The 21,119-nt window shown below is 53.6% G+C and carries 19 protein-coding genes; 5 read left to right on the forward strand and 14 right to left on the reverse strand.

Translation table 11 applies throughout. The features are described from left to right. Positions 1-59: 59 nt before the first annotated feature. The 4 genes from phoA to JTI98_RS20840 all read right to left on the reverse strand — a co-directional run bounded on the left by phoA (position 60) and on the right by JTI98_RS20840 (position 4,123). On the reverse strand, positions 60-1,475 hold the full coding sequence (phoA, locus tag JTI98_RS20825; protein ID WP_216081758.1) for an alkaline phosphatase: 1,416 nt from the start codon (positions 1,473-1,475) through the stop codon (positions 60-62). Positions 1,476-1,574: 99 nt separating this feature from the next. Continuing rightward, entirely contained in the window at positions 1,575-1,835 is a 261-nt protein-coding gene (iraP, locus tag JTI98_RS20830; protein ID WP_043001633.1) for an anti-adapter protein IraP, read from the reverse strand. 254 nt (positions 1,836-2,089) lie between these two features. Next, positions 2,090-3,295: a multidrug efflux MFS transporter gene (locus tag JTI98_RS20835; protein WP_043001634.1), complete on the reverse strand. Its 1,206-nt coding sequence runs from the start codon at positions 3,293-3,295 to the stop codon at positions 2,090-2,092. 168 nt (positions 3,296-3,463) lie between these two features. Continuing rightward, positions 3,464-4,123, reverse strand: a complete 660-nt coding sequence (locus JTI98_RS20840) for an extensin family protein (RefSeq protein ID WP_080343220.1) — start codon at positions 4,121-4,123, stop codon at positions 3,464-3,466. A gap of 128 nt (positions 4,124-4,251) precedes the next feature. Here JTI98_RS20840 and ddlA point away from each other — a divergent pair, with 128 nt between their 5' ends. Then, a complete protein-coding gene (ddlA, locus tag JTI98_RS20845) occupies positions 4,252-5,346 on the forward strand; it encodes a D-alanine--D-alanine ligase (RefSeq protein ID WP_043001636.1) in 1,095 nt (364 codons plus the stop codon). A gap of 42 nt (positions 5,347-5,388) precedes the next feature. Here ddlA and JTI98_RS20850 read toward each other — a convergent pair whose 3' ends face one another. Then, entirely contained in the window at positions 5,389-5,595 is a 207-nt protein-coding gene (locus JTI98_RS20850) for a DUF2754 family protein (RefSeq protein WP_043001637.1), read from the reverse strand. A 257-nt stretch (positions 5,596-5,852) separates the two neighbouring features. On the opposite strand from JTI98_RS20850, the gene JTI98_RS20855 reads away from it, so the two are divergent. Further along, the gene (locus tag JTI98_RS20855) at positions 5,853-6,161 is read left to right on the forward strand and encodes a YaiY family protein (protein ID WP_200119760.1); all 309 of its coding nucleotides are present in this window, start codon (positions 5,853-5,855) and stop codon (positions 6,159-6,161) included. Positions 6,162-6,172: 11 nt separating this feature from the next. Here the strand turns inward: JTI98_RS20855 and JTI98_RS20860 are convergent, their stop codons facing one another. The 3 genes from JTI98_RS20860 to JTI98_RS20870 form a co-directional block, all read right to left on the reverse strand. Next, entirely contained in the window at positions 6,173-7,267 is a 1,095-nt protein-coding gene (locus JTI98_RS20860; protein ID WP_216081759.1) for a DUF1615 domain-containing protein, read from the reverse strand. Positions 7,268-7,281: 14 nt separating this feature from the next. Continuing rightward, positions 7,282-8,502, reverse strand: a complete 1,221-nt coding sequence (sbmA, locus tag JTI98_RS20865; RefSeq protein WP_043001640.1) for a peptide antibiotic transporter SbmA — start codon at positions 8,500-8,502, stop codon at positions 7,282-7,284. A 118-nt stretch (positions 8,503-8,620) separates the two neighbouring features. After that, positions 8,621-9,154, reverse strand: a complete 534-nt coding sequence (locus JTI98_RS20870) for an isochorismatase family protein (protein WP_058587699.1) — start codon at positions 9,152-9,154, stop codon at positions 8,621-8,623. Positions 9,155-9,355: 201 nt separating this feature from the next. Between JTI98_RS20870 and ampH the strand changes: the two genes are divergently transcribed. After that, positions 9,356-10,513, forward strand: a complete 1,158-nt coding sequence (ampH, locus tag JTI98_RS20875; protein ID WP_216081760.1) for a D-alanyl-D-alanine-carboxypeptidase/endopeptidase AmpH — start codon at positions 9,356-9,358, stop codon at positions 10,511-10,513. Here ampH and iprA read toward each other — a convergent pair whose 3' ends face one another. Together iprA and ehaB are read right to left on the reverse strand one after the other, a co-directional pair. Beyond that, positions 10,514-11,137 carry a hydrogen peroxide resistance inhibitor IprA gene (iprA, locus tag JTI98_RS20880; RefSeq protein WP_044328998.1) on the reverse strand — a complete coding sequence of 208 codons (624 nt, stop codon included), beginning with the start codon at positions 11,135-11,137 and terminating at the stop codon, positions 10,514-10,516. 88 nt (positions 11,138-11,225) lie between these two features. Then, entirely contained in the window at positions 11,226-14,147 is a 2,922-nt protein-coding gene (gene ehaB, locus JTI98_RS20885) for an autotransporter adhesin EhaB (protein ID WP_216081761.1), read from the reverse strand. 510 nt (positions 14,148-14,657) lie between these two features. On the opposite strand from ehaB, the gene hemB reads away from it, so the two are divergent. Further along, on the forward strand, positions 14,658-15,632 hold the full coding sequence (hemB, locus tag JTI98_RS20890; protein WP_043001645.1) for a porphobilinogen synthase: 975 nt from the start codon (positions 14,658-14,660) through the stop codon (positions 15,630-15,632). 120 nt (positions 15,633-15,752) lie between these two features. After that, a complete protein-coding gene (locus JTI98_RS20895) occupies positions 15,753-17,474 on the forward strand; it encodes a lysophospholipid acyltransferase family protein (RefSeq protein WP_216081762.1) in 1,722 nt (573 codons plus the stop codon). A 42-nt stretch (positions 17,475-17,516) separates the two neighbouring features. On the opposite strand, the gene tauD is transcribed toward JTI98_RS20895, so the two are convergent. Genes tauD through tauA form a run of 4 tightly spaced genes read right to left on the reverse strand, consistent with a single transcriptional unit; the run spans position 17,517 to position 20,930 of the window. Beyond that, entirely contained in the window at positions 17,517-18,368 is an 852-nt protein-coding gene (gene tauD, locus JTI98_RS20900) for a taurine dioxygenase (RefSeq protein ID WP_216081763.1), read from the reverse strand. Further along, positions 18,365-19,192: a taurine ABC transporter permease TauC gene (gene tauC / locus JTI98_RS20905; RefSeq protein ID WP_044259061.1), complete on the reverse strand. Its 828-nt coding sequence runs from the start codon at positions 19,190-19,192 to the stop codon at positions 18,365-18,367. Before tauC ends, tauD begins: the two co-directional genes overlap by 4 nt. After that, positions 19,189-19,956: a taurine ABC transporter ATP-binding subunit gene (tauB, locus tag JTI98_RS20910; protein WP_216081764.1), complete on the reverse strand. Its 768-nt coding sequence runs from the start codon at positions 19,954-19,956 to the stop codon at positions 19,189-19,191. The genes tauC and tauB overlap by 4 nt, the downstream gene beginning before the upstream one ends. Before the next feature lie 11 nt (positions 19,957-19,967). Beyond that, the gene (tauA, locus tag JTI98_RS20915) at positions 19,968-20,930 is read right to left on the reverse strand and encodes a taurine ABC transporter substrate-binding protein (RefSeq protein ID WP_216081765.1); all 963 of its coding nucleotides are present in this window, start codon (positions 20,928-20,930) and stop codon (positions 19,968-19,970) included. Positions 20,931-21,119: the final 189 nt, after the last annotated feature.

The following is a 21,119-nucleotide window of genomic DNA, read 5'->3' on the forward strand; positions in this document are numbered from 1 at the left end:
TCTGGCTGCTAACGATAAAAAAACCACCCGACAGCAAAAGTTATCCTGCCGGGGGTGGATTATTTCAGGCCGAGTGCCGCTTTCATGGTATAGAACAGGTCGGTTTGATCGGTCAGCCCCACCACGTTGGCCGCATGAGGGCCGTAGGCCGCAATACGCAACTGGCTGCCGGTATGCTCCTGCGATTCCTCTTCGGAGTTGCCATAGCTGATCACCATCACGGCGCCATCTTTGGTGTTTAATGCCTGGGTCAAGCCCGGCGCTTTTGTCTCTGGTGCGACGATCTGGCTGGCGTGAGCGTGATCGGCAGTGACGATCACCAGCGTGTTACCTTCTTTTTTCGCAAAGGCCAGCGCGCGCTGCACCGCTTCGTCCAGATCCACCGTCTCGCCGATCTGTCCGCAAGGATTGGCGGCGTGATCCTGTTTATCGATGGAGGCCCCTTCCACCTGCAGGAAGAATCCCTTCTCATTTTTGCTGAGCAACTCAATGGCTTTGTCGGTCATTTGCGCCAGCGTGGGTACGGTCTCATCGCGTTTTGGATTCGGCGTACAGGTTACGGCAGGCTTATCAATATTGCCGTGATAAGACGCTTTTGGGCCTTCCCAGCGCACAGGCATGTTGCCGTCAGAGAACAGTCCCAGCAACGGTTTGTCCTGACTGGCTTCGCCGATCGCCGCCAGCGAAGCCGCATCGCCGACCAACTGGTAACCCCGGGCCTCGGCCTGTTCACGCAGCGTTTTGCCCTGCCACTCGCCGGCGGTTGCGGTTTCGGCGAACGTTTTCGCACCGCCGCCCAGCGTGACATCCGCGCGGGCATTCAGCAGTTGTTCGGTGATCGAGCCTTTACCGCCATTTTCCAGCGCATTCGTCGGGCATTTCTCGCTCGTTACGCTCGGGCCATAGCATTTACGAGACGTCACGTGCGCTACCAGCGCGGCTGGAGTGGCATCCTGCAGCTCGGCGGTTGAGACGTTACCCGTCGCCAGCCCCGCCGCTTTCGCCATTTCCAGCAGCGTCGTATGATCTTTTTCGTGAATATCGACGCCCAGCGCGCCATTGTAGGTTTTCACGCCGGTTGTCCATGCGGTTGCTGATGCCGCAGAATCCGTCACGTAATCCGGTTTACCGGTTTTTTTATTCAGCGCATAGTGGGTGTATTGGCCAGTCAGCGGTAAGGCATCAATCCCTTTAAAATAGCCACCCGCACCTTCAGCATAATTTCGCGCGGCCGTAATTTCCGAATCACCCATACCATCGCCAATCAATAAAATAATATTTTTAGCCGGTTTATCATTCAGTGATTCGCGCAATGCTTGTGTTTGATCGGCCGATAATCGGCGTGCTCCGCCTGGCGTTGTAATATCACCCTGTGCGGCACGATTGTCCAGCACCGCCATTGACGACGTTTCAGAATGACTCACAGGCATATACAACAGTAGTAACAATGCAAGAGCAATAGCGCTTTGTTTCACTTTATTTTCTCCATGTACTTAATACACTTAAAATAAAAAACAAAGCGACTATAGGTCTCTGATATGACAGGTTTATGACAGCATAGAAACGAAATAAAACTAGTAACGAGGATGCCTCAACAGCTTTTGTACGTACTGGCGCAGCAACTCCGTATCGTTATCCGGAACGCTGGCATCGGGCTTTACGTCATCAAGTGCGCCCTCTACCTGATGAATCAGCATTTGCTGCTCGTTCTGAGCCATATTGCGCAGCATCGCTGTAACGATAATCTCTAATGCTTCTACCTGAGCAACCAGTTCTTTCGACTCTTCCTCTTTCTGGGCAAGCTTAAGCAACAACTCAGCTATTAGATTTTTCATGACCGCATTTCCTTATCCAAAGAAGGCTGACGGTATCACTATGAATCCATGCTGCCTAGAGTCTGAAAGTAGTATTTTTATAAAAAAGGAAAGACTTTGCGTAAATAATCACAGAATACGGTGAGCGAAACGTTTCTCGCGCGAAAACCGAACGCTAAATTAAAAGCCAGGAATAAAATAGTCACCCCTGGCCATAATCAAAAGTTATGCTAAAAAATGACTAATTTCACTTAAGTCATTTCTTTTTAATCGCTTCACACCCGCTTGCGGATATTTCGCCGCTGACGCAGAACCAGGGCTAACTGACAAATGTTAATCATCACGATAATGGCAGTGGCAATAAATACCCAACGAAATCCTGCCATGGCTGAAACCGTTGCGCCCATCAGCGGGCCAGCGACATTGCCAAGATACATAAACGATTGGTTATAACCAAATATACGCCCGGTTATTTGGTCACTGGAATATTTGACCAGCAGCGTCTGAACTGCGGGTAGCATGGCGCCATCGGCAAAACCGAGCAGAAAACGTAATACCCCGAGCTGGAAAGGCGTCGTCACCCACGACATGGCAAAAAACAGCACGACCGCACAAATCAGCGTTGCCATCAGGATCCTTTCGGTGCCGATGCGATCCCCAAGTTTACCCAGCCGGGGCGCGGAGATAAGCGCGGAGACCCCAGGCACCGAGGCAATTAATCCACTCAGAAAAGCAATATTATTACTATCAGGGGCCATCGACTTAATAAATAGCGCCAGGATCGGGCTGATTGAGCCATTACATAACTGAATCACCAGCGTGGTGAAAAACAGGCTGATCACCAGCGCCGGATAAGGTAGCGACGCAAATACGGCTTTCCCGCTCAATCGTTCGCTCTTTTTCAGCGTCGGGCGCACGCCTTCTTTAATCAAAAAGAGCGTGACCATAAAGCTGACGATCAGCAGCATTGCAGTGATAAAAAAGACCGGGCGTAAGCCCACGTGATCGGCAATAAAACCGCCCATCAGCGGGCCACCAATCACACCGCTGATTTGCGCGGTCGCCAGCGTACTGAGCGCCCAGCCACTTCGTTCACGGGGCACCTGAGACGCTACCAACGCCATCGCGTTAGGAATATAGCCGGACGTTAACCCCATAATGCCGCGTAGCAGGAAAAGCTGCCAGACGTTGGTAGCGAAAGCCTGCAGCAGTATCGCAATCGCCATGCCGAGCGAGGCGCGTAGCAACATCAGCTTGCGACCTTTACGGTCTGCCAGGCTACCCCAGAGCGGAGAAACAATCGCGGAAATTAAGAATGTGACACTGAATGTCAGACCGGACCACATTGAGAGCGCTTCGTGGGAGGTCACCCCAAGCTGCGAAATATAGAGTGGCAAAAACGGCAGGATTTGACTGATTGCCAGACCGGTAAAAAAGCAGCCGAACCAGACGGAAATGAGATTAACTTTCCAGGATTCCATAAACGCTCATCGTGATAAATAGCAGAAAACGCCGGCTAGTTTAGCAATCTCCACGTCTGTCAGGGGATCCGCAGGTGCGGTGGCGCGCAATTTGCTATTTTATCTTCCCGTTCACCAGATTTGTGAAATACATCACATTAAAACCCAACAAGCCGCAGGGCTTTATGCTTAGCGACAAAGGCCAATTCCCCGAATTCCCAGGTGAAAATGGTTGGCGTGAGCGGCGTTGTAGTCCGGTCCCAGGCCGTTGCCATAATATTGACAGCTCGCACTGAGCAACGCCCGCAGCCACGTTGCGCTTTCTTCCTGCTTCCAGCCGCGCAGAACGGTAACGTGTCGCCCGTCGGCAAGAATAAAGCCGCTGATGTCCAGGGCCTCTGCGCTCGCGTGTTCGCTACGGCGTGCATCAGGGCGATGGTAAATGTTGCGGCAGGCATAGCTGCCGAGATGCTCGATCCGGGTCAGCCGGCTTTCCATCATACGTTCCGTTAAGGGTGCAGCCTGCTGAGCGACATACAGCGCGGAACGCAGTGCCAACGGACAGGAGGCAAGGAAGCTGCTGCTCAGTTTGACTGCGCCAAAATCCCGCACCCGTACTACGTCGGTTAAGGGACATTCGCCAGCGCTGTCGGCTACGGACTGCGACGTGATTAGCTTCTGCTCGTTTGCCTGTTGCAACAGCGTCTGACAGCGCGCTGGCGTCAGACGTTTAAGCTTAAATTGGGTAAGCCAGTTTGGCGGATCGGATACCTCAAGCGGGGCGAGCGGGTCATAATAAGACGGCAGATAGCGATATCCCACGCCACACGCCACGCTCAGAATGATCATCGTCAGCCAGACTTTTCCTCTCACGCTTCCTCCCGTGTAATTCTCCCTAACATTATGGCAGAAGCCCGCGAATCCCTCGTTTTGTCGTGGTAATGTATACGCTTTGCGTTCGAAGGAATGGGTTTAAGATGGCAAAGTTGCGGGTAGGAATCGTATTTGGTGGTAAATCAGCGGAACATGAAGTGTCATTGCAATCGGCAAAAAATATTGTCGATGCCATCGACAAGACCCGCTTTGAGGTCGTGCTGTTAGGCATTGATAAGCAAGGGCAATGGCACGTCAGCGATGCCAGCAATTATCTGCTCAATGCCAACGATCCTGCGCATATTGCGCTGCGTCCTTCTGCGACCAGCCTTGCGCAGGTTCCGGGTAGACACGAGCAACAGTTGATTGATGCGCAGAATGGTCAGCCGCTGCCGACCGTAGACGTGATTTTCCCGATTGTTCACGGCACGCTGGGTGAAGATGGTTCACTGCAGGGAATGCTGCGCGTGGCAAATCTGCCCTTCGTGGGTTCCGACGTGCTGGGTTCAGCCGCGTGCATGGATAAAGACGTCACCAAACGCTTGTTGCGTGATGCCGGACTGACTATCGCGCCGTTTATTACGCTGACGCGAGCCAACCGTAACACGATAAGCTTTGCCGAGGTAGAAGCCCGTCTTGGCCTGCCGCTGTTCGTTAAGCCCGCCAATCAGGGATCGTCTGTCGGCGTTAGCAAAGTCACCAGCGAAGCGCAGTACGCGCAGGCGGTCGCCCTCGCCTTCGAATTCGATCACAAAGTGGTGGTGGAGCAAGGGATCAAGGGGCGCGAGATCGAGTGCGCAGTGCTGGGCAACGATCATCCGCAGGCCAGCACCTGTGGCGAGATCGTGCTCAACAGTGATTTCTATGCCTACGACACCAAATACATTGACGATAACGGCGCGAAAGTGGTGGTTCCTGCGGCGATTGATCCGCACATCAACGACAAAATCCGCGAGATCGCCATTCAGGCGTATCAGGCGCTGGGCTGCGCTGGCATGGCACGCGTCGATGTCTTTTTAACCGCCGACAATGAGGTGGTGATCAATGAGATCAACACCCTACCAGGCTTTACCAACATCAGCATGTATCCAAAACTCTGGCAGGCCAGTGGCTTAGGTTACACCGACTTGATCACCCGTTTGATCGAACTGGCGCTGGAACGCCATGCTGCAGATAACGCGCTGAAAACGACGATGTAATCTGCACTCCCCGATAAGCCTGACAGCGGTTTGTTGTCAGGCTTACGCCGCGTCATCCTCCACGCGACGACGAATAATCAATCCTGCCAGCCAGAAACTGACGATCCAGGTCACCAGCCCCACGGCATAGGTTTGCCAGCCCCTGGCTTCAAATCCCAACAGCCCGACAACGCCGTTCAGAATGAAAATCAGGCCGATAGCAAAGGCGTAGTAGTGCCAGTCACGGCGAATTTTTAAAGGCAGGTTCATGGAAACTCCGCAGCGAAAAAAACGTATCGTCGCATATTACGGGAAACCGGTCTGTGTCGTGTGCGGAATTTCTTAAATGTTGCCAAATTTAATTTAAGGTAACTAATTTGTGACAACTGACAAAAATCTGCAATCCAGGATTCATCCCAGACTGAAATTACCATCATTCTGATATTGACAAACGCGATGACCTGTCACACTCACGGTAAGTTACTGGCATGGTGTCAGAGATGCAGAATTACTCGCGGAGGTCATTTATGGCTGATTTCACTCTCTCAAAATCCTTGTTTAACGGGAAACATCGAGAAACCGCCTCTACGCCAGGCAATATCGCTTATGCCGTGTTCGTTCTGTTCTGTTTTTGGGCCGGGGCGCAGATCCTGAACCTGCTGGTTCACGCGCCTGGCGTATATGAACATCTGATGCAAGTGCAAGAGACAGGACGCCCGCGCGTAGAGATTGGGCTGGGCGTCGGCACCATCTTTGGTCTGGTGCCGTTTCTGGTCGGCAGTCTGATTTTCGGCGTCATCGCCGCCATTCTGCGCTGGCGCTACCGCCGCGAGTAATGGCCAGGCGGTTATTGCCCCATGCACTTCGCCCGACGATCGTCGACCCGTTTTGCAAACCATGCCGTGGTGAGATTACGGGTGATTTTCGGGCTTTCCAGTTGAATACCGGGCAGCATTTCACGCGGTAATGTCTTCCCTGTCTTTGCTTCAGCAAGCGTAAACACCTTTTCGTAAAGCGCCGTTTCTTCAAACGCCAGACTGTCGCCTTTCTCCAGTTGGCGACGGATCGCGCTTTCGCTGAGATCCAGTTTTCCCGCCAGTTTACGCACCGCCAGTTCCGTTTTACCGGCGTCTTTACTGCCGTAGGCGATCAGGTCGCCATCCAGCGCCAGTTTGACGCCGCTGGCTTTACTGACTGCGTTCTGAAATGCGGCGTTTCGACTGGCATACCATCCGGCGTTGAAGTCGGCAAAGCGGAAAATTGGCGCGCTATAGTTGGCCGGGTGATTGAGCAAATGGTAGGTTCCGAACCAGAGTCCACCGCGACGGCTGAACACTTCCTGGCGCACCGTTCCCTCCATCTTCCACGGATATCCTTTGCTGTGCTGCTCGGCAAACGCAATGCTGACCTGCATCGGACCACCGGTATGGACCGGATTCAGCGAACCGAACAGCGTCTGCCCCATCGGCACCATATTAATAAAGTCATCGAAAATGGCACTGAGCTGTTTTTCCGTTTTTACTGTGTCCAGACGCTCGCTATAGCTTTTCCCGTTTGGGGAGGTGATTTTCAGCGCGGTATGCACCAGGAAAACCGGAATATGCATCCGTTCGGCGCGCCGGTCTATCTCCTTCCAGGCAATGTTGTTCAATCCCGGAACGGCGGGATCGACCTGATAGTTGGACTCCTGCTGCGCGACCGCCAGCACCGAACAGATATTTTCCACCGTCGGTGCCAGCTTCTGGCTTTCAAAGGTTTTGGCGATATCCTGCGCCCAGTCATCCCGATCCTTCACACTGGCCGGCATTTTCTGGCGCACCACGCTCGCGACATCGACCGGTTTCTCGCCTTTTTTTAGCGGTTGCGAAGGCTGACTGCTACATCCTGCCAGCACCAGTCCGGCCAGCAATGACAAAGGGTAAAGACGAGACACCGCCGACATAACGTTTCCTTTTGTTAACCAAGTGTGTGGGTGACAGCCTGAATATCCCGCTCGTCCAGTTCGCGCTCAAAACTGCGCAGACGTTTATAGATAGACATCAGTTCAACCAGCGTTGTCCATGAGTTGATCAGGTACTGGAACGCGCCCCGCACCTGGCTAAAGACGTTGGTAATTTGCGTCATCAGACCCAGGGTAATCGTACCGGCAACAATCGACGGAAACAGCAGGAACAACCCGAAAACGTTGTCCACCTGCAGGTAGAGAATGCGCGCGATATTAAAATACATGTAGTGGAAATAGAGACGGAAATAGTTCTGGCGAACCGCACTGAACAGCTCACGAACCGTCGGCGGCGTGGCGCGGTTGGCATCATCTTCCCCGTATACCAGCTCTTTACGATAAGCCGCTTCCACCCGCTGATTTTTAAATTCCAGTCCCGGGAGCTTGATCCCGACTACCGCCAGCATACCGGTGCCCATCAGTGACCAGACGATCGCCGCAATCACCAGGCCATAAGGCACATGGCCGACTATCGGCAGTTCGGGCACGTGCGGAGAAAGCGCAACCAGCACCGGCAGGAAGGCGATTAGCGTCATGATAGCGTTAATAAAGCTCACGCCCATGCTTTCCAGCGTTGAGGCAAAACGCATGGTGTCTTCCTGCACACGCTGCGCGGCCCCCTCGATATGGCGCAAATGCTGCCACTGCGCCATGTAATATTCGTTCATCGCCGTACGCCAGCGGAACACATAGTGGCTGACAAAAAAGTTGTTCAGCACGCTAATCACCACGGCAATCAGCGCGATACCAAGAAAGATCCCCAGTTCGTTATAGAACTGGCTCATGGTGACCTTATGTGGTGCGCTGAGGGCGGTCTGGATCAGATCGTAAAATGGCGCATACCAGGCGTTGACGGCCACCCCGACTTCAACGAGAAACCAGGTGACGAAGATAATCAGCGAGGTGCCAAGAATTGACCAGTACTGCCAGCGATGCGGACTGTAGAGAAACCAGAACAGCGCAAACAGCCCGACGCAGAGCACGTAGTAGGCATAAAAAATCAGGTAGCTCGGCGACCAGAAACGGGCGGCGCTGATAGGCACGGCGCCCGTTGCGCCAGTCATCCGCGCAACCCAGTCCCCACCACCGGCTTGCCAGAAAATAACCGCGACTATTGCCCAAATAAAAGCCGAAAGGAAAAAAGGACCCGGCTTTGGGAAAAAAGACTTAAACATGATGCTCTCCTGCTCACTTCTTATCGTTATGACAACTGCTGTGCTTCTGCCGCTGTGCGGACTAAAAATAAACGATCACAACAGGCGAAACCGCCCATTGTGACCAACATGGCGACGCTTAGTTCGTTTTCCAGTCCTGAAGAATTGTTTCGACGGGTTTCACACGTACCGGATTGCCCGGCACGATCAGATTGCGCCAGACATCATTATGGTGCGCAATCAGCGTCTGGGCAGGTGCAGCCGGGCGATGTGCGGTGGTGTGGGCATCTTCCGCAACCGTAATGCGATAACCCCGGCTGGCACCGTTTCTGATGGTGGTATCGACGCAATAGTCCGTCGCACAGCCGCAGATGACAACGTGTGAAATCGCCTGATCGCGGAGCAACTGTTCGAGTGCCGTTTTGTAAAAAGCATCACAGGCGGTTTTCGTGACATATTTGGCGTTCACGGGTGTCTCCAGTTCAGGCAGCAGCGCAAACCCCGCGCTCCCCTCCTCCAGGCCACCCGCCTCGGTGTGTTGAATAAAAATCGTGAGATCGGCTGCCCGCGTCAATTGATTGATACGTTCCACACACGCATCCCGATTAATACGCGGCGTGGCAAACACGCCGATTTGCATATCAACAACCATCACAACCCGTTTTTCAGACATCGTCAGCCCCATCCAAGAGTGGTAATGAAAGATTATTGCACGCCCCGGATCACAAAAGCGGACTTTCTTTCGCGGCAAAAACGCTACGTTTACGCGTCGTTACGTTTTTCTCACTATCCTTGCTCTAATTAGCGCTTTGCAACAGGCGGTACAGTAGTATAAATACGCTTAGTTTTTTACTCTCATTCATGGACACCACCGTTGAAACGTAGTCTGCTTTTTTCTGCCGCGCTGTGTGCGGCGTCATTGACCTCAGCCCAGGCGGCTCAGCCTGTTGCCGAACCGGTTTTTGCGTCTGATATTGTCGAACGTTACGCCGAACATATTTTTTATGGCAGCGGCGCGACGGGGATGGCACTCGTCGTGATCGACGGAAACCAGCGTGTTTTTCGCAGCTTCGGTGAAACCCGTCCGGGCAATAACGTTCGTCCGCAGCTGGATTCGGTGATTCGCATTGCGTCACTCACCAAACTGATGACCAGTGAAATGCTGGTCAAACTGCTCGATCAGGGCACCGTAAAACTGAACGATCCGCTGAGCAAATATGCCCCCGTCGGCGCGCGCGTACCGTCGTATGCGGGAAAACCGATCACGCTGGTCAACCTGGCGACGCACACCAGCGCACTGCCCCGTGAACAACCCGGCGGCGCGGCAAAGCGCCCGGTATTTGTCTGGCCGACGCGTGAACAGCGCTGGAGCTATCTCTCCACGGCGACGTTAAAAGCCGCTCCGGGTTCACAGGCGGCCTATTCTAACCTGGCGTTCGACCTGCTGGCGGATGCGCTGGCAAACGCCTCCGGCAAACCCTATGCCCAGCTTTTTGAAGAGAAAATCACCCGGCCGCTTGGCATGAAAGACACGACCTATACTCCCTCTCCCGATCAGTGCAAACGTCTGATGGTCGCGGAGAAAGGGGCCAGTCCGTGTAATAACACGCTGGCAGCCATCGGCAGCGGCGGGGTTTATTCAACGCCGGGGGATATGATGCGCTGGATGCAGCAGTACCTTTCCTCTGATTTTTACCAGCGCAGTAATCAGGCCGACAGAATGCAAACGCTGATTTATCAGCGCGCGCAGTTAACGCGGGTAACCGGTATGGATGTCCCCGGCAAGGCCGATGCGTTGGGCTTAGGATGGGTCTATATGGCGCCGAAGAATGGACGCCCGGGCATTATTCAAAAGACCGGCGGTGGCGGAGGGTTCATTACCTATATGGCAATGATTCCGCAAAAAAATGTGGGTGCGTTTGTCGTTGTCACTCGCTCTCCGCTCACCCGCTTCACAAGCATGAGCGATGGTATTAACGAACTGGTGGTTGAACTGAGCGAAAATACACCGCGCGAGGTTCCTGCGTCTTAATTAATAATCTGAAGGCAAACGGTTTATTCCCACCAGTTTGCCTTTATTCATTTCGATGTAGCCGCCTTTTCGTAACGCCGCAAGAACCTCTGCTACCACGGAACGCGAAATTTGCGTGCGCTGATGAATATAACTCATCACCCCAATTTTTGAGCGTAAACCTTCATCCCACTCAATCATCGAGAAAAGGGTGGTTCGGATCTGTTCGTAGGAATTATTGCCAATTAACTGGCGATCGCGCTGCTGCAGGATACGGTTCTGCCAGGTCAGCCAGTAAAACGCCTCACGCCATAGCTGATATTCTTCAATAATCTCAATAGCTTGTGACGACGGCAGGTGATAGCCTGAACATAATCCCTCGCTGATGAGATCATAATGAGCATCATTTTTCATCACCCCATTGCTCAATCCCATAATGAAAGGGGCCTGGGCGATACCCACAAGAATATGTTCATTACGTCTTAATGAGATAATCCCCTCCAGAATCACTACCGTCGTGTCGGGATTTTTTTCAGTGGAATAAAGAAGATGTTTTGCATGGACATATTCAAAACGTGTCCCAAATTTTGACAACGACTTATCAAGCTGAGCAAATTCTTTTAACGGTTTATTCAGAGATAACATCTGCGCGTTCCTTGCAGTAATGCCCGCCAAATTCTTGACGGGCATTTTTTAGATTAACTACGCGATATCCATTTCCGTAAGGGAATGATTACCAGGTATATTTAACGCCTGCGTTAGCCGACCAGTCCTGATCAACATCGCCGCCGCCAAGGTAGTTCGCATCGGTATACGCGCTGAAGTTCTTGGTAAAGCTGAACTGCGTACCCAGCCCAACGCGAACCGCTGAACCTTTGGTGCCATTGTCGATTGAATCGCCGTTGACATCCGCATGGTTGCCCTGATCGTCATACACGTACGCCAGTTTGAAGTAAGGCGTCAGAGCCTGATCCTGGCTATAGGTGAAGGTATAGCCCGTATCTACACCCAGTTCATAACGCATGCTGTCGTAAGACTGACCATCAAGATGCATGTCGTTGCTCAAACGATAGTCGTCACCAGACTGGAACAGACCTGACACGCTGCCATACGGCGTAACATAACCCGCGTCACCCACTTTCCAGTCGTAGCCCACTTTCAAACCGAAGCCCCAGGCATCTGTTGACGTGTTGCCATCGACATACTGACCGTCACTCATATTGGCAGACAGATCGTTGTTGAAGTGAGAGTAGCTCAGGTTGCCATCCACAAAGACGTCATTGGCAAATCGGGCAGAGGAGTACAGGTAAGCAGACTGACTATCCTGATCTACCTGGCCGGTATGGTCGCTCATGTCGCCTTTAGCGAAACCAGCTGCCGCACCAACAATCCATTTAGCGTTGTTACCATCAACTTTGGTATCCACACCCACCATGATGGCGTTGACATCCTGGTCGTAATTGATGGTGCCATTGTCGCCGCTGAAACCGCCGCCGAAGTAGCTTACCCATGCGCCGCCGTTATCCGCCAGACCGTGGCGAGAGTTGGTCAGACGTGTTCCAACGGTATCCTGCTCCAGGTTCCAGGTATTGGTGTTCGCAGACGGGATGCTCAGCGCCATATTGGCATAGTCAGTCAGCTCCATCTGTTGCATAACAACCGTATTACCCTGCTGCTGAGCCTGGTACGTGTACGCCCCCAGGTCTGCTTTATTGGCCGCAGAGAAAGTCGCGGTGCTGTTCTTATCGTTAACGTAGATCAGCTCTTTGCCTTTGTAATCGGCAATGGAGCCTGCACCCGTGGCGTTATCGATACGCACTTTGTAGTTACCGGTTGCCGCCGCAATGCCGTCGCCCGCGTTATCCACTTCAGACTGGTCAGCGGTGTAAGCATCGCCGTTACCATTAATCGTCAGGTGACCATCGGAATTCATGCCGATAACACCGTAACCATAGTTAGACTTGCTGGTGTCTGCAGTGCGATCGTTGACCAGAGCAGCGTTCAGAACGTAGTTGTTGCTGTGAAGGTCAAATACACCGGCATGCACATTGCCACCCGCATCGGTGGTGCTGGTCAGATTCAGGGTATCCGTCTGCAGCGCATAGTCCGCGCTGTTACCGACATCCAGAACACCGTCGTTTGTGACCTTAATGGTGTTGGCATACAGCGCAGCATCACCCACGCTCCAGCCTGAAGCCACATCATCAGCAATAGTCACGGTACTGTTGTCAACCGTCAGGGTATCTGTCGCGACATGACCATCTTCGTTAATGTTCAGCGCTGCGCCACCGGTCAGGCCAATGGTGTCAGAAACCAGCGATGAATCGCCGACGTTCACCACAGAACCGCTGTTGATGCTCAGCGTATCAATCAGAGAGGTTTTGGTGGTATCCCACTGTGAACCATTCTTCAGCGTGACGTTGAACAGACCGCTTTGATAAACCTCTTTCCCCACAACATGACCATTTTCGTCATAGGCGGTGTCGCCGTTATCAATGCCATACGTTGAGGTCGGCCACAGGCTGTTAGACGCGATATCAATCAGCGTAGCAGTCGCGTCCGTACCCGCAGCAACGCTGTCATACACACCGTCGCCATCGGTATCGACCTGGTGGACGGACATCGCCGCACCCACCCATTTACTGCCGTTATCTAATGTCAGATCCAAACGATCGGTGCCATCCCAGCCGTTGGTATCCACATTTGCATCGGTATCACGATAGCTATCAGCACCGTTCGGGAAGAAGTTTTCGTCAAAGTTGCTGGAGAAAACCACATCGCCCATCAGCGTAGAATTACTGAAAGTTGCGGCGGTCTGCATCGCATTGTCTGCCGCCGGGTTTGCAATCACAGCTAATGCAATATCATCTGCGGTGTTTGTACCGCTGTAATCGCTGGCGTTACCGTTATTGCCGAACCAGCCCGTGGTGCCTTCGTCAGACAATGAGCCTGAGGTCACGGTAGAGTCCTTCACCGTAATGGTGTTATTGAACACTTCAGCGCTGTTTACGCCGGAACTGACGGTATTATCGTCAACATCCTGCCACTCATAACCCTGAGTCAGGGTAATACCGGCAACATGGGAGTTGTTGCTGATAGCCAGGTCAACTTCCTGGTCGAGGGTGATCGCGGTACCCAGATCGTAAACATCAACCACATGCGTATCCGCGGTGCCATCGGTATGGGTGCCGTTGTAAGTATAATGTTCGTAGTTGTCGTCGATCGTAGAGTTATCAACGGTCAGCGCCAGACGATCGTAGACATAGCCCGTCGCATCGCGTCCGGTACAATCCTCCGTCATGCACTGTGAGGTAATCATTCCGTGAACAGTACTGTTTTTAATCGTCAGGCTGTTACTGTTGGTGTTGGTCGCCAGACCATCATCCAGATAGTACGTTGAAATCACGCCGTTAACGGTCGCGTTATTAATGACCGGATAGATGTCTCCGTTATACACGCTATCGGTGCCGTAGTTATTCCAGCCGACATAGCCATCGTAGTACACACCATCTGCATAAGTCGCGTCGTTAAGGTGTTCAAAGGTGGTGTAAGTTTTGCCAGAAATATCTGTTGAAGCATTCGCCTGAGAAGTGATTGCCAAAGTGCAGGCTAATGCTAATTGTGAGACTACAAGTTTCTTTTTCCAGGAGTGCATTTGTCATCCCTCCTCAGGGACGTAATAGTGTTGATCCATCAATATCAATGCATAGAAAACATTATGTTTCGCGAAGAGGATTATGCGGTGTCCACAATGAAAGGTTCAATTATTCTTTATCCGTAGTCCGAAAACGGACAATAACAAAAACCAGGAAAACACTCAGTTGAAAAATAAAAAATTACTTATAAATCAATGCAATAAAAAGGAAAAAGACAAGGATATATATAATAAATCAATACTTAATGCAGCGAGCATTGATAATAACGAACAAATAAAAAACCAGCCAACCTAAATAAATAAAAACTCAAATAAATAGATATTTAAAATAACCAAACGAATAACAATCACACTTTCAAATATGAATTTTTAGCTATTCATATTAAAAAATTGCCATGCGATTTCTTTTATTTATTAATAAAACAAAACAATAAGGCCCATTTTCGTAAAACACTCGCCCGCGGCTTCAGGTATACTATGGCCTTCACTTTCACAAGCATCAGGCATCCCATGACAGACTTAATCCATCGCCCTCGCCGTCTGCGCAAATCTGCAGCGCTACGTGCCATGTTTGAAGAGACAACACTCAGCTTGAACGATCTGGTGTTGCCGATCTTTGTTGAAGAAGAACTCGACGACTACAAAGCGATTGAGGCCATGCCCGGCGTCATGCGCATCCCGGAAAAACACCTGGCGCGCGAGATTGAGCGTATTGCCAACGCCGGTATTCGTTCCGTCATGACCTTTGGCATCTCACACCATACCGATGACACCGGTAGCGATGCCTGGAAGGAAGACGGTCTGGTGGCGCGGATGTCGCGTATCTGCAAGCAGACCGTACCGGAAATGATCGTGATGTCAGACACCTGCTTCTGCGAATATACCTCCCACGGTCACTGCGGCGTGCTGTGTGAACACGGCGTCGATAACGACGCCACGCTGGCAAACCTGGGTAAACAGGCGGTTGTCGCGGCCGCCGCAGGCGCAGATTTCATCGCCCCTTCCGCGGCGATGGATGGTCAGGTGCAGGCGATTCGCCAGGCGCTGGATGCCGCAGGCTTTACCGACACCGCCATCATGTCCTACTCGACCAAATTTGCCTCGTCGTTCTATGGTCCGTTCCGCGAAGCGGCGGGCACGGCGCTGAAAGGCGATCGCAAAACCTACCAGATGAACCCGATGAACCGCCGTGAAGCGATTCGCGAATCGTTGCTTGATGAAGCACAGGGCGCGGACTGCCTGATGGTGAAACCGGCGGGGGCCTATCTTGACGTACTGCGTGACATTCGTGAGCGCACAGAGCTGCCGCTCGGCGCGTATCAGGTCAGCGGCGAATACGCGATGATCAAATTTGCCGCTATGGCAGGCGCCATTGATGAAGAAAAAGTGGTACTGGAAAGCTTAGGCGCTATCAAACGCGCAGGCGCGGATCTGATCTTCAGCTACTTCGCACTGGATCTGGCAGAGAAAAAAATCCTGCGTTAAGTTTTCCCTGAACATGCCGGGTGGCCTCGCCATCCGGCCTTTCCCCAAAACGTCACCCAAACGTCATACCAGCGACACTTACCGCTTCTACTGTCAGCACAGGAAGAAGGAGGTGTTGTAATGTTCAGTCTCGATAACGTACTCAGCGACCTTTGGCCCAAGGCGAGAACCACGCCCTGGCAGAAAAAGGTGTTACAACGCGTATTGTATGAAAAAGAGTTCCAGCTGTTTGCCGCCCGCCATTGCCATCTGAAAGGCGTGGATATGGTGGAACAAGTCCTGGAACATCTCCAAATACGTTGTGAAATCCCCGAGCACCACATTGAAAACATCCCCGAAAATGGCCCTCTGATCATTATTGCCAACCACCCTACCGGGGCGCTGGATGGACTGGCGCTAATCTATGCCCTCTCCCGCGTACGGCGCGACATCAAAGTGGTGACTAACCGGCTGCTCTCCCATCTTGAACCTCTGAGTTCGTTGTTTATCCCGGTCGATAATATTCAGGGACGCACGCCCAAATCGTCGTTACAGCAAATGGATAGCCATCTGCAGACCGGCGGCGCGCTGGTTTTCTTCCCGGCAGGGGAAGTTTCGCGTCTGACGCTAAAGGGAATCGCTGAACGCCGCTGGCACTCCGGGTTTATCCGCATGGCAGAAAAGTACCGGACGCCGCTGCTGCCGGTACATATTCAGGCCTATAACAGTCCGCTGTTCTATGCTAGTGGACTGGTTTCTTCCCGCGCCACGCTGCTGCTGTTAATGCAGCAAATGTTTCGCCGCCGTGGCAGCACGCTACCCGTACGTATAGGCCAACAAATTGCCTGGACGCAATGGTCTACCAGCAAAAGCAGCGTGCGCGAGCAGGCGGAAAAGTGCCGGGAGCACGTGATTGCGCTGGGCAAAGGCCGACCAGGTCTCTTTCGTACCGAATCGACAATCGCCCCGCCGGAAAACAGAGCGCGACTGAAACGCGAGCTGGCACAGGCGGAATGTCTGGGAATAACCGCCGACGGTAAGCACATTTATCTCTGGCAGCGCAACGGGCAAGAGGAAGCGACGGTCCTGCGCGAGCTGGGACGACTGCGTGAAATCGCCTTTCGCGCCGTGGGTGAAGGGAGCGGCAAGCGCAGAGATATCGATCGCTACGATGATGACTATCTGCATTTGATCTTATGGGACGAGGAGGATCTTGAGATCGTCGGCGCTTACCGGTTTATCCCCTGCGCACAACAACTGGAAAAGCAGGGGCTGGATGGACTCTACAGTCACAGTCTGTTTGATTACGATGAGCAGATGGCGGACATCATGAAACACGGTATTGAACTGGGACGTAGCTTTATTCAGCCGCGCTACTGGGGACGTCGCGGGCTGGATTATCTCTGGTCAGGAATCGGCGCATACCTGGCGCGTTACCCGCAGTATCGTTACCTGTTCGGACCCGTGTCTATCTCCGGAGGATTACCGCCGGATGCGCGCGATCTGCTGGTTGCCTTCTATCGTCTGTGGTTCCCGCCCACGCATCCGCTGGCCGTCTCACGCCAGCCGTATCCCGCTTCGCTACCGGATGTGCTGGCGCAGTTTACCGGTAGCGACTACGCCGACGATCTGACGCGGCTGAAGTCGCTGCTGGGAAATCTGGGCTGCGGTATTCCCCCACTCTATAAGCAATACTCAGAGCTCTGCGAACCCGGCGGCGTACAGTTCATCGATTTCGGCAGCGATCCGGATTTTAACCACTGCGTAGATGGCCTGGTATTGGTGGATTTGACCCGTCTGAAGGCCAACCGTTATCAGCGCTATATTGAGGCACATTTATCACGCCATTGCCCGGTGACGTGACGCGTACCGGGCCGACAATGACATACCGGCCCGAGGCGGAAATTACGGCGCTCGATAAAACGGTTTATCCCCTAAAATCGTGGCCCGGTGCATAATACGCCGCTGCGGCAGGTAATCGGCGTTCGCATAATGCTGCGTCACACGATTATCCCAAATCGCCACATCATTCAGCTGCCAGCGCCAGCGCACCTGGAATTCCGGTTTCGTAATATGCGCAAACAGAAAGCCAAGCAGCGCCTCACTCTCTTTCTCCGTGACGTCAACAATGCGCGTAGTGAAGCCTTCATTCACAAACAGCGCCTGTTTACCACTGATCGGATGGGTTCTTACCACCGGGTGCACCAGCGGTGGATGCTTTGCCACCGCTTCACGCCAGCGCTGATGCCCTTCCTCTGTTTTGCGGTATTTGTATTCCTGGAAGGACTTGCGGAAGTCATGCTCCGCCCGCAAACCGCTCAGCAACTGACGAAACGGCTCCGACAACGCCTCATACGCCGCAATGCCGCTGGTCCACAGCGTGTCGCCCCCGGTTGACGGCAACGCTTTTGCCGCCAGAATCGCCCCGGCAGGCGGTGTCTCAATAAACGTCACGTCGGTGTGCCAGTTGTCATTATCCGGCGGATTATCATTGTGGGTATCCAGCACGATAATCTCCTCGACGCCCTCCGCATGCGGATAGACCGGATGGATATGCAGATCGCCAAAGCGCTGGGCCAACGCCCGTTGCTGTTGTGGCGTAATGGCCTGTTCGCGCAGGAACACCACCTGATGGCGCAGTACCGCGTGATAAAGCTGCTCAAACTGATTGTCGCTCAGCGGGCGAGTCAAATCCGCCCCGGCGATCTGTGCGCCGATGTACGGCCCCAGCGGGGTAATGCTCAGACGTTCACTCATTGGACTTCTCCATGCCAGGGCGTCAGACGGCGCTGAAGCGCACGCAGACCCAGTTCTAAAATAAAGGCGATAATCGCAATCACCGCGATCCCCGCCAGTACCACGTCGGTCGCCAGAAACTCACCGGCCGACTGCACCATAAACCCTAACCCCCGCGTTGCCGCAATCAGCTCCGCCGCCACCAGCGTCGACCAGCCCACGCCAAGTCCGATGCGTAATCCGGTGAGGATCTCCGGCAGCGCGCCTGGCAGGATCACCAGCCACAGTACCTGCGCCCGGCTCGCGCCCAGCGATCGGGCGGCGCGGATCCGTACCTGCTGCGCGCTCTTCACCCCCGCCAGCGCCGACATGGCGACCGGGGCAAAAATTGCCAGGTAGATCAACAGGATCTTGGACGTTTCGCCAATCCCGAACCAGATAACCATTAATGGCAGATAAGCCAGCGGCGGCACCGGACGATAAAGCTCGATGATCGGATCGAGAATGCCGCGTAGCGTCGGACTGAGCCCCATCGCAATCCCGACCGGAATACCGAACGCCACCGCAGCCAGCAGCGCCAGCACGATGCGGGTCAGGCTCGCGGCCAGATGTTGCCACAGCGTGGCATCCATAAATCCTTGCGGACCGGCGATGGTGATAAGCTTTTGCAACACCTGGTCCGGCGGCGGCAAAAACAACGGGCTTATCAGCTGCAGCGCGGCAACCGTCCACCACACCGCCAGAATCACCGTTAGCGTCGCCAGGCTCAGCGTAATCTGGCGCGAGAACGGCCAGCGCCATCTCAGTGGCCGTTGGCGCGGTTTGTCGTTGATCACCACACTCATGAGAAGGCCTCCCGTTGTTCAAAGACGCGGCTTAAGACATATTCGCGGGTCGCGATAAACTGCGGATCGGACTTAATGCTGCGGCTCGCTTCGCCTGCCACAAAGCGCCGGGCAAAGGTCAACGGCAGACGCTCCAGCACCCGGCCAGGTCCTGGTGACAACAGCAACAGTTCGGTCGCCATAAACACTGCTTCTTCAATATCATGTGTTATCAGCAGCACCTGCTTGCCGGTCTCATGCCAGAGTTTCAGCAGCAGGGTTTGCATCTGTTCACGAGTAAAGGCGTCCAGCGCGCCAAAGGGTTCATCCAGCAGCAACAGCTGTGGGTTCGCCGCCAGCGCGCGGGCAATGCCAACGCGCTGGCGCTGACCGCCGGAAAGCTGCCAGATGAAGCGTTTTCCCGCGCCTTCCAGCCCCACTTTTTTCAACATATTCTGAGCGATGCTGACACGCTGCGCTTTCCCGATGCCCGCCAGTTGCAGACCCAACGCGACGTTATCCTGCACGTTGCGCCACGGCAGCAGCCCTTCGTGCTGAAACACCACGCCGCGCTCTGCCCCCGGCCCGTCAACGCGTTTTCCCGCCAGCTGAATGCTACCGTGTTGATACGGTAAAAATCCGGCAATCAGGTTCAGCAGCGTTGTTTTGCCACATCCCGAAGGCCCCAGCACCACCAGCAGTTCACCGCTGTCGAGCGTCAGATTGATATCTTCCAGCGCCGGCTTACCACCGTAATCGGCGTACAGATGAGAAAGTTGCAGCATCAGCGCCTCCTTTATTGCACGAAGCGGTCGGTGACGTACTGACTGTAATCGCTTGCCACCGCAGGCACCTTGCCCTGCTCTTTCAGAAACTGCGCGGTGTCGATAATCGCTTTGTTCACCGGTCCGGTTAGCTCAGCCGTCTGCTGCTGGGGAGTGAGATAGGTATTGCCTTTTACCAGTCCCGGCACATCGGCTTCCGGAACGCCGCTCAGACGCGACAGCTTGCTGATGTTCTCCGGTTGCTTCAGCCATTCGTCGGGATTGGCGATATAGGACTGCTGCGCGTCGATGGCACTTTTCGCGAAGGCTTTCACTACCTCCGGATGCTTCTCGGCAAAGTCTTTGCGCACGACCCACACATCCAGCGTCGGTGCGCCCCACTCACCGACTTTTTCCGAGTCGGTCAGCACCTTGCCGTCTTTTTCCAGCGCGTTAACGGCAGGCGCCCAGACGTAGGCACCATCAATATCTCCGCGCTGCCAGGCGGCGATAATCGCTGGCGGCTGCAGGTTCACAATCTCCACCTGACCGGGTTTAATCCCCCAGTGTTTTAACGCGGCCAACAGGCTGTAGTGGGTGGTGGAGATAAACGGCACCGCGATGCGTTTGCCGATCAGATCATTGGGTTTACCGATCGTTTTTTTCACCACCAGCGCTTCGGAGTTACCGAGTTTTGACGCCAGCAGGAAAACCTCTATCGGCACCTGCTGACTGGCGGCAACCGCCAGCGGGCTGGAGCCGAGATTACCGATTTGCACGTCGCCAGACGCCAGGGCGCGCACAATACTCGCGCCGCTGTCGAATTTACGCCAGTCGACGGTAGCCCCGCTCTCTTTGGCGAAGCTGTTATCCGCCTGGGCCACTTTTGCCGGTTCAGCGGAGGTTTGATACGCGACGGTGACGTTCACCGCCTGCGCCTGAAAGGTGATGAATGCCAGTGCGGCAAGAAGTGTATTACGCGATGAAACGGCCATAGTGTCTGCTCCCCTGTCTTGTTATGGAGGCAGTATTTCGTTGTGGCCGGATTTGATAAAGGAATTAAAAATTCTTGCTAAGAACAAAGCGTTTTTAGAAAAAAAGTGGGAATGGTTAGTTGGGATATGACTTTCATCTCACCGTATCAAACGGTTCCGTTCGCCTTGTATTTCTAACCGTGGAACAGA

The organism is Citrobacter sp. MGH 55, from assembly GCF_016906145.1.
GTDB classification, from domain to species: domain Bacteria; phylum Pseudomonadota; class Gammaproteobacteria; order Enterobacterales; family Enterobacteriaceae; genus Citrobacter_A; species Citrobacter_A amalonaticus.